Here is a 16,252-nt window from a genome sequence, read left to right on the forward strand (position 1 = left end):
TATAAGGTCTGAACCATGAGTTTGCTCAATATCGGGATGTCGGGGCTGTCGGCTAGCCAGTCCTCTCTGGCTACGACAGGCAACAACATTGCCAACGTCGATACCGCCGGTTATTCACGCCAGCAAACCGTGCAAGGCACCAAGGCCTCGCAGCAAGTCGGCAACGTTTTCATCGGCACGGGGACCACCCTGGCCGACGTGCGCCGGGTCTACAACTCGTACCTGGAAACCCAGTTGCACACGGCGACCTCGCTCAACAGCGAAGCAGCGTCGTATCTGGCGCAAGCCAAGCCACTGGACGGCACGCTGTCGGACGTCAACACCGGCCTGACCGGTGTGCTGCAAAAATTCTTCACCTCTATGCAGAGCGTATCGACCTCGGCCACCGATGACACTTCCCGTCAAACGGTGCTGACCGGCGCACAGGCACTGACTGGCCGTTTCAACTCCATCGCCAAGCAGTTGAACGACCAGAACACCACCATCAACGGCAACCTGACCGACATGACCGCCCAGGTGAACAAGCTGGCCAACTCGATTGCCGGCCTGAACCAGAAGATCGGTGAGATTTCTACCAGTGGCGGTCAGCCGAACGATCTGCTCGACAGCCGTAACGAAGCCGTACGCCAGTTGTCCGAACTGACCGGCGCGCAGGTCGTTGAGCGTGGCACCAGTTTCGACGTGTATATCGGCACCGGCCAGCCGCTGGTGATCGGCAACACCACCAACACCCTGAGCACCGTTGCGAGCAAGGATGACCCGACGCGCATGGCGATCCAGATGGATCGCGGTTCGAGCGTCATCGATATCACCTCGGCGATGAGCGGTGGTGAAATCGGTGGTCTGCTGACCTATCGCAAAGAAGTCCTCGATCCGTCGCTGAACGAACTGGGGCGCGTGGCCCTGGTTATCGCCGATCAGATCAACAGCCAGCAAGCCCAGGGCATCGACAAGAACGGTGACTTCGGCGCGGCGATTTTCAACAACATCAACAGTGCGGCGCTGATCAGTCAGCGCAGTATCGCGCAGTCGGGCAACAGCGCAGGCTCGGGCAACCTTGACGTCACCATCAAGGACACCGGCAAGCTGACCACCAGCGATTATCAGGTCACGTTCACCAGCGCTACTGACTACACCGTCAAGCGCTCGGACGGCACCGCCATGGGCGCCTTCAGCACGACGACCAATCCGCCACCGGTGATCGACGGTTTCACGCTGGCACTCAAGGGCGGCGCGTTGAGCGCTGGCGACACCTTCAAGGTGACCCCGACCCGTAACGCTGCAGCGAGCATTCAGACCGTACTCACCGATCCGAAGAAAATCGCTGCAGCCGGTCCACTGACCGGTGTGGCCAGCGCTGCCGGTTTGGGCACCTACACCCAGCCGACGCTCAGCGACAGCATCAACATCTACAACCCGACTGCTCAGGCCGATATGCAGGCGGCATTGAAGAATTCGACACCGGTAAAACTGGTGTTCGGCGATCCGAGCGGCGGCAGTCAGTCTTACAAGTTCGTCGACGCGAAGGGCGGAACCATCAGCTCCGGCACCATCGTTCCGGGGCAGGCCAACACCCTGAACCTGAAAGTGGGCATCGTCGATGCCAGCGGCAACCCGGTGCTGGACACGAGCGTCACGCCTAACGTGCAGAAAACCTTCACCGTGCAAACCACGGTTGGCGGTACGCCGAAACCGGGCGAAACCTTCACCATGAACCTGACCGGTGCGGCGTCTTCGGATAACCGCAACGCCCAGGCGCTGGTCGGCCTGCAAACCAAGCAGACCGTCGACACCGGCTCGGCGAGCAAGGGCATCAGCCTGACCGACGCCTACAACAAACTGGTGACCAATGTCGGCACCAAGACCGCGCAAGGCATCTCCGACGGTGAAGCCACCTCGGCAATCCTGAAGCAGGCCGCCGACTCGCGCGATTCGTTGTCCGGGGTCAACCTGGATGAAGAAACCGGCAATCTGGTCAAATACCAGCAGTACTACACAGCGTCTTCGCAGATCATCAAAGCTGCGCAGGAAACTTTCGCCACGCTGATCAACAGCCTTTAAGGAGTCGTAATTCATGCGCATTTCCACCGCTCAGTATTACGGAACGCAAGCTTCGGATTATCAGCGTAACTTCAATAAGGCGCTGGCCACTGCCAGCGAGGCGAGCAGCCTGCAACGCATCAACACCGCAGCCGATGATCCGGTTGGCGCCGGTCGCTTGCTGCAACTGGGTCAGCAGGCAGCGATGCTGGATCAGTACAAGACCAACGTCGACACCACCACAAATTCGTTGAATGTGCAGGAGTCCACGCTGGATTCCATCACCACCGCACTGGCGCGTGCCAAGGAACTCGCCCTGGCCGCCAACACCGGCACGCGCACCGACAAGGATCGCCAGGCTTACGCTTCGGAACTGAGTCAGATCCAGCAACAAGTGCTGGGCTTGATGAACTCCAAGGATGCCAACGGCAACTACATGTTCTCCGGTTCGAAGACCGATACCGCGCCGTACTCGCAGAATGCCGACGGCACTTACACCTACAACGGTGACCAGACCACGATCAACCTGGGCATCGGCGACGGTATGACGGTCGGCACCAACACCACCGGTTGGGATGCCTTTCAGCAGACCATCAACACCGGCCGCACCAGCACCAACATGACGGCTCCTGCAGTGGATGACGGCCGTGTCGTGCTGTCCAGCGGTACCGTTGGCAATGTTGCCACCTACAACTCCAAGTTCTCCGGTGGTCAGCCGTACACCGTCAGCTTCGTCAGCAGTACCCAACTGCAAATCACCGATGCGCTGGGTAACGACGTGACGGCCGAAGCCAGCCAGAACGGCGCGATCGTCAACACCACCGGCACCAACCAGTCGGTCAGTTTCCGTGGCGTCGACCTGAAGCTGAACATCAACCTGAAAGCGGGGGACACCAACCCGGACGCGGTCATTGCCGGGCACAGCTTCCAGCTGTCGACCCAGCCTGACTCGTTCACCACCGCGCGCAGCCCGGGTAACCCGTCTACTGCGGTGATTACCGGTTCGACCATCACCGACCAGTCGGCCTATACAAACGCCTTCCCGCAAGGCGGCGCGGTGCTCAAGTTCACCAGCGCCACGGCGTTCGATCTGTATGCGGCGCCAGTCACTGCGGACAGCAAGCCCGTGTCGTCCGGCACCGTGGCTGGCGGCAACGCGACCGCTGCGGGCGTGACTTTCGCGCTGGGCAACACTCCGGCCGCTGGCGATCAGTTCTCGATCCAGCCGAACAATCACCAGACCCAGAACGTGCTCGACACGCTGGGCCAGATGATTACGGCATTGAATACGCCGATCGACGGTGATGATGTTGCCAAGCAGAAGTTTCAGGGTGTCATGGAGTCGGGTCTCGGCAACATCGACGCCGCTACCAACCAGATTGGCGCTTCTGTCACCACCATTGGTGCCCGTGGCCAAGCGCTGGAAATGCAAACCGCGACTAACCTGAGCCTGAGTACGGCGAACACCACGACCCAAGGCTCGATCCGCGATTCCGATCCGGCCGAAGTCATGACCCGTCTGACCTTGCAGCAGACCATGCTGCAGGCCGCGCAACTGGCGTTCAGCAAGATCAGCCAGTTGGGACTGTTCAACAAGATCTGATGATTAACGGGCGCGTGAGCGCCCGTTCGCTCTATCCCCAAGTAATGTTTTTTAGCGGTTTCAAGGGCTCGCTGTACCCGGCGGGCTTTTGCCGCCTGTGAGCCCGCCGTGAAGTCACTCCCTCTCGTCAGCCTTGTCATTCCCGCCTTCAATCCACGCTTTTTCGAGCGAGCTTTGCGTAGCGCTGTCGGCCAAGGTTATGGCCATCTGGAGATCATCGTTTGCGATGACAGTCGTGGCGTCGAGATCGAAAACATCGTCTCGACTGTCGGCGAGGAGACCGGCGTCGCCGTCCGTTATGTACGCAACCCGCGCACGTTGGGTCTGGTCGGCAACCTGAAAGCTTGCCTGGATCAGGCGCAGGGCGAGTTCATCAAGTTTCTGTGTGACGATGATTTGCTCTATTCCGCCTGTATCGAGCAGCAGGCGCACGAGATGCACCGTGCCGAGGTCAGCCTGGTGCTGGCGCAGCGACTGCTCTGGGACGCGAACGACATCATCCTGCCTGCGCGTCTGGAAAACACCTCGCTGTCGCCGGTCAGTGGCCTGTTCAAGGGCGACGATCTGCTGGCGATATTTGAAAAATTCCCGGTCAACGTTCTGGGCGGATTCAGCAACGCGCTGTTTCGCCGCGCGGACGTCGTCGAGCTGCTGCCGGCACTGACCGAGGAGGGCAGTTGCTTCGTCGCGTCCCTGGATTTCGCCTTGTATATCTGCCTGCTGCGACGCGGCAATCTGGCGGTGTCCAACAACGTGTTGAGCGCCGAGCGTCTTTATCCGGAGCGGCTGAGCGCGCAGCAACCGATGAAGGATGCGATGGACGTCGAGCGCGAGTGGCTTTCGCAAATGCTCAAGGCCCGCAACGGTGAGTCGGCACCTGCGCCAGGCTGGGTGCGTTATATCCCGCTGGCAAAGGCTGATGAGTCACCCAGGATTTGGGAAGAGCTGCCGTTGAGCCGTACCCTGGGCTCCAGGCAGAGCCGTCAGGAGTGTGGCGTCGGGGTAGACAGCCTGAGTTTCGGCGAACTCTACGCGCAATGGCTGGAATGCCGGGTGCTCACCGAAGGACAGCGCAAGTTGCTCCCGGAAACCATCGCCGGTTGGTCACACCAGCCACGGATCGTGCCGATCATCATCGACGGCAAAGGCAGTCGCGACGGTGTGGAACGCACGCTGGAGGCCCTCGCCAATCAGGATTACCCGGCGGAACTGGTGCTGGTCCTGTCCGCGTCCTGTTCCGAAGCGGAGCTGGATGGCCGCGTGTTTCGCCTGCCGCTACAAGACGACGGGCTGGAGCAGCTCAACACCTTGCTGCCGCAACTGGAAGGCGCCGACTGGTTCTACCTGCTGCAACCCGGTGATCGCCCGGTGGCCACGGCGTTGCTGATCATGGCTGACCGGATTGCCCATTCGCGGTCTTTCACATGCCTGTACAGCGACGAAGGCAGTCTGCGCAATGGCGAGTCGGCAGAACCTGCGTTCAAGCCGGACTTCAACCTCGACCTCATGCGCAGCTATCCCTACGTCGGGCGGGCTCTGGCGTTCAAGCGCGAGCGGGTTCTGGCGTTGGGAGGCCTTGCGCCTGACTTCGCACAACTGGCGCCTCACGATCTGCTGTGGCGCATGGTCGAGAGTGACGGCACTCAGGTGATCGGGCATATCGCTGAAGTGTTGCTCGAATCGAAATTCGATCTGTCCCAGTGGCTCACCGACCCGGGTGTCCTGGAGCAGAATCCGCGGGTGCTCGATGCGCATCTGCAGCGCCTGGGGATTGCCTACGAGACCCGACGCGAGGGCAGCGAGCTGCTCAATCGGGTCGATTATCGCCATGCCCGCCGCCCGTTGGTGTCGGTGATCATCGTCGCTCAGGATCAGACGGCTGCCTTGCAGCGGTGTGTCGAAACGCTGCTGGAAAAGACCGCTTACACCGCCTACGAAATTCTCTTGGTCGACAGCGGCAGCGAAAGCGCCGAGGCCCAGGCCTGGCTCGACGGTATGGGGCAGTTGGGCGGTGAGCGGATTCGGGTGTTGCGCTACCCGCAAAAGAACAACCTCGCTGCCATTCACAACTTTGCCGTTGGTCAGGCGCGCGGCGAGTATGTGGTGCTGCTCAATGCTTTTGCGGTGATCACTCAAGCCGACTGGCTCGACGAATTGCTCAATCATGCGCAGCGTCCCGAAGTCGGGGTGGTCGGCGCCAAGTTGTACGACCCGGACGGCGGTGTGCTGCATGCCGGCCTGATTCTCGGTTTGCAAGGGCCGGCCGGGCTGCCGTTCTTTGGTCAGCCGATGCAGTCGGAGGGCTATATGTTCCGGTTGCAGGCGGTGCAGGATCTGAGTGCCGTCGGCGGTGACTGCCTGATGGTGCGCAAGTCGGTCTTCGAGGAGGTAGCGGGGCTCGACGAACAGGACTTGAAGGTCGCGTACAACGTCGTGGATCTGTGCCTGCGTGTCGGCCGCGAAGGTTATCTGGTGGTGTGGAATCCGCATGCCAGGCTGGCTGTGGGCGCCCGCCCGATTATCGAGGCCACGCGCGAAGATCAGCAGCAGCATGAGCGCGAGCAGGATACGTTTTATCAGCGCTGGTTACCGCAGATCGCCCGCGATCCGGCATACAACGTCAACCTCGCCCTGCATGGCGTCGGTGCCAGCAACTTCAGCCTCGAACCGGGTCTGCTGACCGGCTGGACTGCATTTTCCAAGTCGCAGCTGCCCAATGTACTGTCGGTGCCGATCAATGCTTCTGCCATTGGTCATTACCGCATGAGCCAGCCGATGATCGAGCTGGTGGCGGCCAATCGGGTCGAAGGGCGCATCTGCTACGGCTTGCCGTCGATCGTTGAAATCGAGCGTCAGGCCCCCGACGTGATCGTGCTGCAAGGGCGCTACTCGGAGCACGCCATCGATGAAATCCCGCCACTGAAGAAGTACTTCAGTGCCCGGCGGATCTTCGAACTGGATGACTATGTGATTGATGTTCCCCATCGCAACGCGCACATCCGCAACATGCCGAGCAAGCAGGACATGGAGCGCATGGTACGCCGGGCGATCGGCCTGTGTGATCGAGTGGTCGTGTCGACTCAACCCTTGGCCAACGCGCTCTCGGACATGCACCACGACATTCGTGTGGTGCCGAACATGCTTGCCAAGGACCTCTGGAGCAACCTGCGCAGCCGCCGCCGCACCTCGAAGAAACCCCGTGTCGGCTGGGGCGGCGGCACCAGTCACCACGGTGATCTGGCGGTGATCGCGGATGTCGTGCGCGAACTGGCCAACGAAGTCGACTGGGTGTTTTTCGGCATGTGCCCGGATGACCTGCGGCCGTACATGCATGAATTCCATGGTGTGATCGGCCTGGACGTGTATCCGGCCAAACTGGCCAGCCTCAACCTGGATCTGGCCCTTGCACCGCTGGAGTTCCACATCTTCAACGACTGCAAGAGCAACCTGCGTCTGCTGGAGTACGGCGCCTGCGGCTACCCGGTGATCTGCACCGACACCGAGGCCTATCGCGGCTACCTGCCGTGCACGCGGATCAAGACCAACACCACCGATGAGTGGCTGCAGGCGATTCGCATGCACCTGGCCGATCCTGATGCCAGCTACCGCATGGGCGACGAGTTGCGTGAGGTGGTGCTGCGCGATTACGTGCTGCGTGGCGATAACCTGCGCTACTGGGAAAATGGCTGGCTGGCGGACTGATCGGTTCGCAGGTATCAAAAACTCGACCTTTAAAGTTAATGCCAGTCAGCCTGTCTGACTGGCATTTTTGTTTCTGATCGGACACTTCTGTGATTTCAACCGAATGGTCGAGGATACGCACGCTCCTCACACCGGTAGGCATGTAGCTTAATCAGATAGTCCGAAGTTCAGGCAGCGAGGCTTGGCTGATCGGTACTAAGCCACGTCCGGTTTTTTTAGCGTTGCACCGATTACGCTTCCGGCTGAACGTTATCCAGCGCCTGATTCACCGCCAACTCAGTCAGCATGACGATTTGCGCTATGCCCAGCGCGGTCTTGCGGTGTGAGGTATCGAGCACGGCGGCGAAGTTGTTGAGCATCTCTGTGACCGAGCCGAGGGTTTCGCTGGCATTGGCCAGCAGGGATTCGGTGTCGTACACCGGGTTGGCGAGGTACATCGGTTCAGATACGCGGGTGGACGCCATGATGTGGGCGGTCGGTTTCAGGTAATGGTCGAGGGCGCGGTCGGCCGCTTCGTTGAGTTTTTTGCTGTCGATGGAGACGTAGGGGGAGGTTGGGTCGGTATTGGTTTCGGGGGGATTGGGTGTTGGCTTTTTCATGATGAAACTCCACTGGAAAGTTGGAGCTGCCCATTCGGTTTCCGGACGAAGAGGTGGCAGCTGTACGCAGGTTGGAAACCCGGGCAGCGGCGACCCGGTCGACCCGAAGGTCTCCCGCGCACAGCCGCCATAACGGAGTGCACACATTCGAAGTGCGCAAGGATACGTTATGAAAGGCGTGTACGCGCCACTAATACCCATCGGGGTTTCCAGTCCCGGTCGCTGAATTGGCAGCGACGTGCACAGCCTAGAGAGCGGACGTCCGACGGACAACCTGAAAACCTTGTGGGACGGTTCTGTATTTTTCAGTAGTCGTTAAACATTCCACATTGAAATACACAGGGTGCCGCACATCAATCGGAGCACTGTTTGCCGCGAAATTTGAGATTGTGATTTGGCCGCCATTGATCTTCGGTTGAGGGGAGATTTTCTAATTCGCGACACGTCCTACAAGTGTTGACGAGTCTCCCTACATAAAATCATTAGCCCCCTTGTTAGCGTGCTTGCCAGTTTTCGCGAGCACAGACCAAGGACGGTTTGGACATCGCGCTCTTTTCCTCTTTGCTTAAGGATAAGCGTATGTTCCGGTCGGCCAATGCCGCGCATTTCACGTTGCAAATTCCCTCGATCCGTCACGACTTCCAGGTGCTGGCTTTCAGCGGCACCGAAGCGATCAGCACCCTCTACGGCATCCATATTGAACTGGTCAGCGAGCACCCGGACTTCGATCTGGAGAGCTTGCTCAGCCAACCGGCGTTTCTGCAATTTGGTTTCAATGGCGAAGGCATTCACGGGCGCATTGAAGACGTGCTGATTGGTGAGGCCGGTAAACGCCTGACGCGCTATCACCTGACGCTGGTGCCGGCACTGCACTATTTGCAGTTCAGCCACGATCAGCGGATTTTTCAACGCATGACCGTGCCGCAGATCATCGCCCAAGTGCTCAACGGTCATGGCATTCAGGCCGATGCGTTTACCTTCCACGTCAGCACCAGCGCCGCTCGCGAATACTGCACGCAGTACGCGGAATCTGACCTGGAATTCATACAAAGGTTATGCGCCGAGGAGGGCATTGCCTGGCACCACCAGCACTCGGTGGATGGGCATCTATTGGTGTTCACCGATGATCAGGTGTTCCTGCCCAAACTTGGCGTTACGTCGTATCAGCAAGATTCCGGCATGGTCGCCGAGCATTCGGTGGTCAGCCGTTTCAGCGCGCGAACCAGCACCCGTACCAGCACGGTCACTCGCCGCGACTATGACCTGAAACGCCCAAGTCTGTTGATTGAAAGCCACTTCACCGCCGAGTTCACTCCGGCGCTGGAGGACTACCGTTATCCGCTGTTGATCGAGAACGAAAAGTCCGGCAAGCAATTCGCCCGACAGGCGCTCGAACGGCATCGCGCCGACTATGAGTTGGGTGAAGGTCAAAGCGATCAGGCGAACCTGCGCTGCGGCCACTTGTTCGAGCTCACCGACCATCCGCGAAAAAAGTGCAACGACCTGTGGCTGTTACTCAGCGTTTCTCATGATGGCCGCCAGCCACAAGTGCTCGAAGAATCCGTCACCAGCGACGCCAACGCGGCTGACGGTTTCACTCAGGGCTATCGCAATACTTTCAGCGTGATTCCCGCCGAGGTGGTGTTTCGCCCACAGTTGCCAGCACCGCGTCGTCCTCTGGTTTCCCAGACTGCACGTGTGACCGGCCCCGCTAACGAAGAGATCTACTGTGACGAATATGGCCGCGTGAAGTGCCAGTTTTTCTGGGACCGCGCCGAACTCAACAGCGAGCGCAGCAGTTGCTGGGTCCGGGTTTCATCGAGCTGGGCCGGGGAAAATTTTGGTTCGGTGACCATTCCGCGCATCGGTATGGAAGTCGTGGTGACCTATCTCGAAGGCGACCCGGACAATCCGCTGATCACCGGCTGTGTGCCCAACAAGGTTACGTCGCCACCCTACGCCTTGCCCGAGCAAAAGACCCGAACCGTGCTGCGCAGCCACAGTTCACCGCATACCGGCGGCTACAACGAACTGATGATCGAAGACCGCGCCGGTCAGGAAAAAATCTACCTGCGCGCCGAACGCGATGTCGAACAACTGATCCTCAACGACAGCCGCAGCCAGATCCGTCGTGACCGTTTCGAGCAAGTCGACAACCACAGCACCAGCCTGATCAAGGCTGACGAACACCACACCACCGACGGGACGCGCAACACTGTCATCGGCAGTGATGACGTGCTCAACATCAGCGGCAACAGCAGCACCACAGCGGATGGAACGCTGGTGATTCAGGCCGGGCCGCATGCCCGCGTTACCGCCAGCCAAGTGGTGATCGATGCCGGTACGAGCCTGACGCTGACGGCGGGCGGCCATCACCTCGTGATCAATGCGGGCGGGATATTCAGCAGTGTCGCCATCGTCGAGGGTGGCGCGCCAGTGGTCGGAGTGGCGGCGTTATCTGCTATCCCATCAGCCGAGATCGCCCTTCAAGCCCCCGTTTTACTTCACTCGCAGCGTCTGGCCCTGATGGCCAAGAGGCCGATCTGCGCTGTTTGCGAAGCCGCTCAACAACAGCGCGGAGAAGCCGATGCTTGAATTTCCTTCCTTACCCGATGATCTGCCATGGTCGGTGCCGGCTTACTTGCTGCTGGATGGGGTCAGTGTCACCAACCTGCCGCAATGCCTGCGCCGCTGGGACAACCCGGTTTATTGCCTCTACCAAGGCACGCGCTGGCAGGAACTGGCAGATATCTCGCCGTACTTGATCACGCTCAAAGGCGCAGACGATCCGCTGCTGACGTACTTTCAGGAAAACGCCGCGCTGGAATGGGGCTTTTTGCTGTTCAGCGAGGCCGATGCGCCAACGCTCTGCCAACACTGGCGTCGCCTGCTCACCGTCAAGCACCCGAGTTCGGTGGAGGTCATGCTGCGCATCGCCGATCCAGCGGTCATGCATTCATTGCTCGACCTTGCGCAACAAGCCAACAGCGCACGCTGGTTTGGCCTCGTCCAGCACCTGTGCCTGCCCGATGGGCTTCAGGCCATCTGGCAACAGCATCAACGTGCGGAGGCTGCTGCGCCCGACACCACCGACATCTATCAGTTGACCGAACAGGAACTCACCGCTCTGGGAGAGGCGCAGTTCCATCAGTCGGTACTCAGCCTCAACAATCACTTGCAGCGATATTTCCCCGGACTCATGGCGTCCTGTTCAGCCCGGGAACGCCTTCGATTTGCCGAGAAAACAGCACAGCAGGCCTATCAACAGGGCTTCACCTCTGAACAGGAAATCACGCTCTACGCCAATGTATTTGGCTATCTGGCCGGGCAACCATTGGAGAGCCACCCGGACATTGTCGAGCTGCTGACAGTGCCGTCGCAGCAATCCCCGATGAGCCGCGTGCGACGCGCCGCCGATCTGGCGCATGAACGATCGATCCAACAGCCGAGAGACTTGCCATGACAGCCGCCGCCAATATCGCCGCCATGGCCAAGAGCGCCCAGGACACCCGTTCCCCGCTGGGAATGTGTCACTTGATGAGCGAAAAAGTGCAGCTGTTACCGCTGCGCTATGGCCTGGTCGAACACCTTGATCCTTCTTCTGAACTGAGCATGCCACTGAGCCTGAGCAGCCAACCGCTGGGCATTCGGCTGTTGCGTGACGGCTACCTGTACATCATCGATAACGGCAGCGGTTACTTGCACGAATACCGCATTGAGCAAGGCCAGATCAACAAACTGGTCTGGAAAGGCCAGGAAGTGGCCAGCGACACGCGCACAGCATCGGTTGGTGAACCGCAACTGATCTTCAGCCGGCAGCACACGCTGTTCGCCGGTTATTCGGAAATCCAGTGGACGGCCTACAAATGTTCGCAAGTGCTCAAGGACGCCGCAGAGCGTGAACGTCTGATGCAACGCATCGAACCGGCGAGTGCTTGTCCGGACAAGGGCGGTGCGCATTTGTTGAGCCAACGGCAGGCGAATACCTGGCTGGCAGAGGTTGCCGAAAAATCCACGCCAGTCGATCTGCCCGAAGGCGCCAACCCGCAAGAGCGCCAGCCATACGCCTGGGAAGACACCCCGCTGTTCAAGGGTACGGCAATTGAAACCCTCACCAGCCAAGTGCTGGGGGCGTATCAGAACGATTACCTGTTTCTGGTCTTGCGCGACGACTTCGGCGTGATGCGCGATCTGGCCAGCGCCCAACTGAATGTCGCGCACTGGCTCGATCAATGGAGCCGCGATGATGTCGCCCAGCGCCAATACCTCACCGGCGCCTACATTCAGTCGTTGTACGAAGTGACCCCGGCACGCCTTGATGCACTGGCCAGCACCGACCCCGCCGTCAAAGCCCTGAAGGACGAGACCAGCGCCGAGCAACAAGCGGCTGTCCACGACTACTTGCGGGCGAAACGTGACAACGCCGGGTCGCCAATCTTTGGTGACGAGGCTCATTGGCGAAGAGCGGCGATCAGCGACCCTTACGCACGCGCCGCCGTCAACTTGCAGGACGCACTGGGCGACGCGCTCTGGCAAAAACACCGGAGTACGATCACCACACTTCACTTGCAAACCTGGGAGGCGCTGTACGGAAAAGAGATCGGCCAACGCGGCATCGATCACCTGATCAACCGCAGCGACATGCAAGCGTTCGTCAGCCAGCAACAGACGCTGCTGAGCCATTGGCACAAGCGCTTGCAGGCCATTCGTGAAGATCGCCTGAACATGATCGTGGGTGGTCATTTTCACCGGGCGGCCTGGTATTACGACTTCCGCAACGACGAGCAGATCCGCCATCGCCTCGAAACCGAATTCCTCTGCGTGGCCGCTCTGTGCTGGAACCGCGAGGCCACGGAAAAACTGGTGACCTTCCTCGACAGCAACCTGCTGACCGTCGTGCCGGGGCTGGAGACCCTGACCCTGGCCGATCAGATGGACGTGAGCAAAAAACTCATGGACCTGAGCAGCTTCTCGATCAAGGTCGCGGCGGCGCAGGAAAGCCTTGATGCGGTGGACGTGCTGACCAATCAGTTCAGAAGTTTGATGAATGAGCGGTTGCCAAACTTTGCGGATTTGAATGTGCGGTTTAGTGGGCTGCAGAGTTTGTTGGATGGGGCGTACATGCCAGCGCATCAGTTGATCGCAGCGGATCAGTTGGATCGAGCGCATACAGAATTCAAACGCCAACAACCAATCGACCCCAACAGCTTCATCCGTGGCCTCGGTATTTCAACGCGCCTGCAACTGCTGCGCGAATTCTCCCGCAGTGGCCTGACCCTGCGGGCCGCGTCGGCGTCCGAATTCCAGGCCTTCAACAAAGCCCGCGATACCGCGCTCGACCTGCGCCGCCAACTCAAGGACAGCTACAAATTGCGTCACCGCGAGTTGTCGCGGCAGATCCATGGCCTGGCCCCATCCGGTAGCGAGCAGGTACATAACCAGCGCATCAATCAGCTCAGGGCTGCGTTGCTACCGCTGGAGGATAATCTCAGCCGCGCCCTGACCGTCGGCTCAAGCGGGCCGGGACAAATCGGCACGGTGATCGATGGCATGGCCCCGGCGTTGCGAGAGGAGATGCACAGAACCGTGCGTGATTTCCGCGCGACGGGGACGTTTGGCAAACCTATTGTGAGTGCGCTGAAATCCAAGGGCGACGGGATTGCGTTGTTGCTGTTTGTTTATCAGGGGCAGAAGTTTGTTGAGGTGTTGAGCTCGTTGAATAAAAAGGAAACGTCGTCTCTATCTGATTTGTGGACACTCTTTGAATCATCAATAGGAATGTTGGCTGCGGGTTTCGCGGCAGTGCAAGGTCTTTCGGTGACGACTCTTCAAGCGCATATCGAGCAAATGGACAGTGCCGCTGGAAAACTCAATACCATGAGCCGTTTGGGACGCTGGAGCGGTATTGCAGGGAATGCTGCATTCGGTTTCGGAGCATTGGCAGCCGCAATCGATTTAGGTAAACACTCCATGCAATGGACTAAAGCGCTGGCCGAAGGCAACCACCAAGCCTTGGCAGCCACGACCATACAAATCGCCGGCGACGCTACTCTCGTAGGCACCAACACCTGGGGGGCCAAACACACGACGTCGATCATCAGTCAGGTTCTGAGAAAACCCGCCGAACTGCGAGCTATTGCCTGGGCCGAATCCAGTCCCCGGCTGCTGGGCATCGCTGCGCAAGCCAACCTCGTAGGTCTGATCGGCACAGCCCTGCAACTGCTGGGCGAAGGCCTCTACAACTATTTCAATCTGGATGCCTTACAAAAGTGGTTGCAGGCCAGCGCATGGGGTACCGCCAACCTGCAACGCAGCCTGCCAGAGGACTGGAGCGCATTGGCAACGGTGGTGCAACAACCGACCTGTGAGCTTATCCGCGAGAGTAAGCGCACCTATTTGCAACTCAGACTGCCCGGCGTCCGCACACGGGAAATGGACAGCCGCCAACTGCAACTGCTGGCGTATCAGCAAACCCGCGCGGTACCGATCCCAGGCCCCTACAACAGCCAGTTGCCAACGCGGCGCTGGCAGGAATGTAGCGCCGCATGGGCCGCGGTGACCGTAGTCGTCAGCCAGGAAGACGAGGCACTGACCTTGCACCTGCCGATCCCCGATGTCCTGCAAACATCGGATTTCGCCCTGGCCCTGAACATTGGCTACCAACTGGAAGCCGAACGCGATTTGATCCATCGCACCTGTTTTGTCCTGCGCGATCTGCGCATTGCCACGGAACGTGGTGTACGGTTGCCGGCCCAAGGGCGTTTTACACTCGACCCCGTAGAATCCCTGCCCACAGGATTGAGCAAGGCCCCGTACTGGTTATTCACCCGAGACGAAATGGCGACTGTCGATGTTTAGCAAACTGTTCAAGCACAAAAAAAAGCCTGAAACCAAAGACTCGGCACCGGACATTCGAAGCCAGCGACCGAGTGCCGGGGAACTGCGGGTGAAGGGTTTGAATGAAACTTTGTTCTTGGCGCCGCTACCGGTTTACACCGGACAAGCTCAGGTGTCTCGGCGTACTTTCTCAGCGATGAACGAGATCTATCTGGAGCTAGGTGGAAGTAATTTCGGAATGGTTGAGTTGGGAAAGAGATTGGCCATCCAAATATGGTTCGCCTTCGCCTTGGCTTTTATCGCGCCTGTACTCATTTGTTTATGGCTCGTTATTGCAAGTCCTCCAGAGATTGACCGTAAGTTTTTCGACATTATTTGGGATGTAGCACAAGTGTTCGCGACGGGTTCGCTTTTACTCATCATTCCCATCGGCGCCTTCATCTACGGCATGCTCTCCAACGTCCGCACCCTCGCCAAAAGCTACCCCGTTCGCTTCAACCGCCAGCGCCGCGAAGTCTGCTACATCGACGACACCACCCATCGCGTACTCATCGTGCCGTGGGAAAGCGTGGTGGCCTGGGTCGCCCGCAGTCAGGGCGTCACCAGTTACGGCGCCATGCGCGATTACACTTTCGGCATGGGGCTGGAGGACGAAGAGCACGACACCGCGCAATTCATCCTGTCGGCCCAACCCAGCGATGCGCATGCACTGGGCATGTGGACGTCGATTCGCAATTACATGGAAGAAGGGGAATTGGTGGATGCCCCCAATCCCATGCTCGCTCTGTTGGGACTGACTCCAACCGAAGACGAACTCAAGCCTTATGAAGGCCTGCACACGTTCGAGATTGAACGTAAAGGTGCGCGCTTCACGGGTTCGCTTGACGATGGCGCCGCGCACCTGACCGCCGAACAACGTCACCGTTACGGTTACGGCAAACGCACCCCATGGCCCCTGCGCTGGTGGTACGTGCGCCGCATCCTGACCTTCTGGAAAATGCCCTACCTGATCGCCGAATGGGCGCACCGCAAGGGCCGCCCGACCCTGCCGGAAAACGTGCAAGCCTGGTCGCAACCCCTGCCCCCGAGCAATGGGCCAAACCCAGTCCTGCCCTGCAAAAGGCCAACGCACTGGTCAAAACTGCGATGGATAAAAAAGGCGCGAACTTCGTCGATGCCTGTAAAGCGGCAGGGTTGCATTGAGCAAGGCCCGGTACGGGTTGTTCAATCGATCAACCCGTGGGCGTGGCTCAATGAAAGGAATGAGTCCTCCGCCGGATTCATTCTTTTTTTGCTTCATCTTCCGCTGACACAATACCCGCCGAGCTGGCGCGTTTCCTGCAAGTCCCCCTTAAATCGCCATAAAACGAGCGCTCGCGGTCATTGCCCCTGCGCCCGGCACGGCAGAAAGGTTTAGCCAGAAGGCCGCGACGCGCAAGAAAGCGACGCGCAGCCCTGTGACGAGCGAGAG

At 59.3% G+C, this 16,252-nt stretch carries 8 protein-coding genes; 7 read left to right on the forward strand and 1 reads right to left on the reverse strand.

The annotated features are described in order from the left end of the window. The first annotated feature begins 15 nt into the window (after window positions 1-15). From flgK to KI231_RS08030, 3 genes are all read left to right on the forward strand, one after another. On the forward strand, window positions 16-2,061 hold the full coding sequence (gene flgK, locus KI231_RS08020) for a flagellar hook-associated protein FlgK (protein ID WP_103305342.1): 2,046 nt from the start codon (window positions 16-18) through the stop codon (window positions 2,059-2,061). A 13-nt stretch (window positions 2,062-2,074) separates the two neighbouring features. Continuing rightward, window positions 2,075-3,643: a flagellar hook-associated protein 3 gene (locus tag KI231_RS08025; protein ID WP_103305343.1), complete on the forward strand. Its 1,569-nt coding sequence runs from the start codon at window positions 2,075-2,077 to the stop codon at window positions 3,641-3,643. Window positions 3,644-3,751: 108 nt separating this feature from the next. Beyond that, window positions 3,752-7,345 (forward strand): glycosyltransferase, encoded by a 3,594-nt coding sequence (locus tag KI231_RS08030; RefSeq protein ID WP_213027925.1) that lies wholly within the window; start codon window positions 3,752-3,754, stop codon window positions 7,343-7,345. Between the two features lie 230 nt (window positions 7,346-7,575). Here KI231_RS08030 and KI231_RS08035 read toward each other — a convergent pair whose 3' ends face one another. Continuing rightward, window positions 7,576-7,944, reverse strand: a complete 369-nt coding sequence (locus tag KI231_RS08035; protein WP_213027926.1) for a DUF6124 family protein — start codon at window positions 7,942-7,944, stop codon at window positions 7,576-7,578. Between the two features lie 579 nt (window positions 7,945-8,523). On the opposite strand from KI231_RS08035, the gene tssI reads away from it, so the two are divergent. The 4 genes from tssI to KI231_RS08055 are packed head-to-tail and all read left to right on the forward strand — an operon-like array spanning window position 8,524 to window position 16,198. After that, window positions 8,524-10,539 (forward strand): type VI secretion system tip protein TssI/VgrG, encoded by a 2,016-nt coding sequence (gene tssI, locus KI231_RS08040; RefSeq protein WP_213027927.1) that lies wholly within the window; start codon window positions 8,524-8,526, stop codon window positions 10,537-10,539. Further along, window positions 10,532-11,407, forward strand: a complete 876-nt coding sequence (locus KI231_RS08045) for a DUF4123 domain-containing protein (RefSeq protein WP_213027928.1) — start codon at window positions 10,532-10,534, stop codon at window positions 11,405-11,407. The genes tssI and KI231_RS08045 overlap by 8 nt, the downstream gene beginning before the upstream one ends. After that, complete coding sequence (locus tag KI231_RS08050; RefSeq protein ID WP_213027929.1) at window positions 11,404-14,802, forward strand: toxin VasX; 3,399 nt, start codon at window positions 11,404-11,406, stop codon at window positions 14,800-14,802. The genes KI231_RS08045 and KI231_RS08050 overlap by 4 nt, the downstream gene beginning before the upstream one ends. Next, window positions 14,795-16,198 carry a 7-cyano-7-deazaguanine/7-aminomethyl-7-deazaguanine transporter gene (locus KI231_RS08055; protein WP_249412107.1) on the forward strand — a complete coding sequence of 468 codons (1,404 nt, stop codon included), beginning with the start codon at window positions 14,795-14,797 and terminating at the stop codon, window positions 16,196-16,198. The genes KI231_RS08050 and KI231_RS08055 overlap by 8 nt, the downstream gene beginning before the upstream one ends. Window positions 16,199-16,252 lie beyond the last annotated feature (54 nt).

This window comes from Pseudomonas sp. Seg1 (assembly GCF_018326005.1).
In the GTDB taxonomy this organism is placed as follows: domain Bacteria; phylum Pseudomonadota; class Gammaproteobacteria; order Pseudomonadales; family Pseudomonadaceae; genus Aquipseudomonas.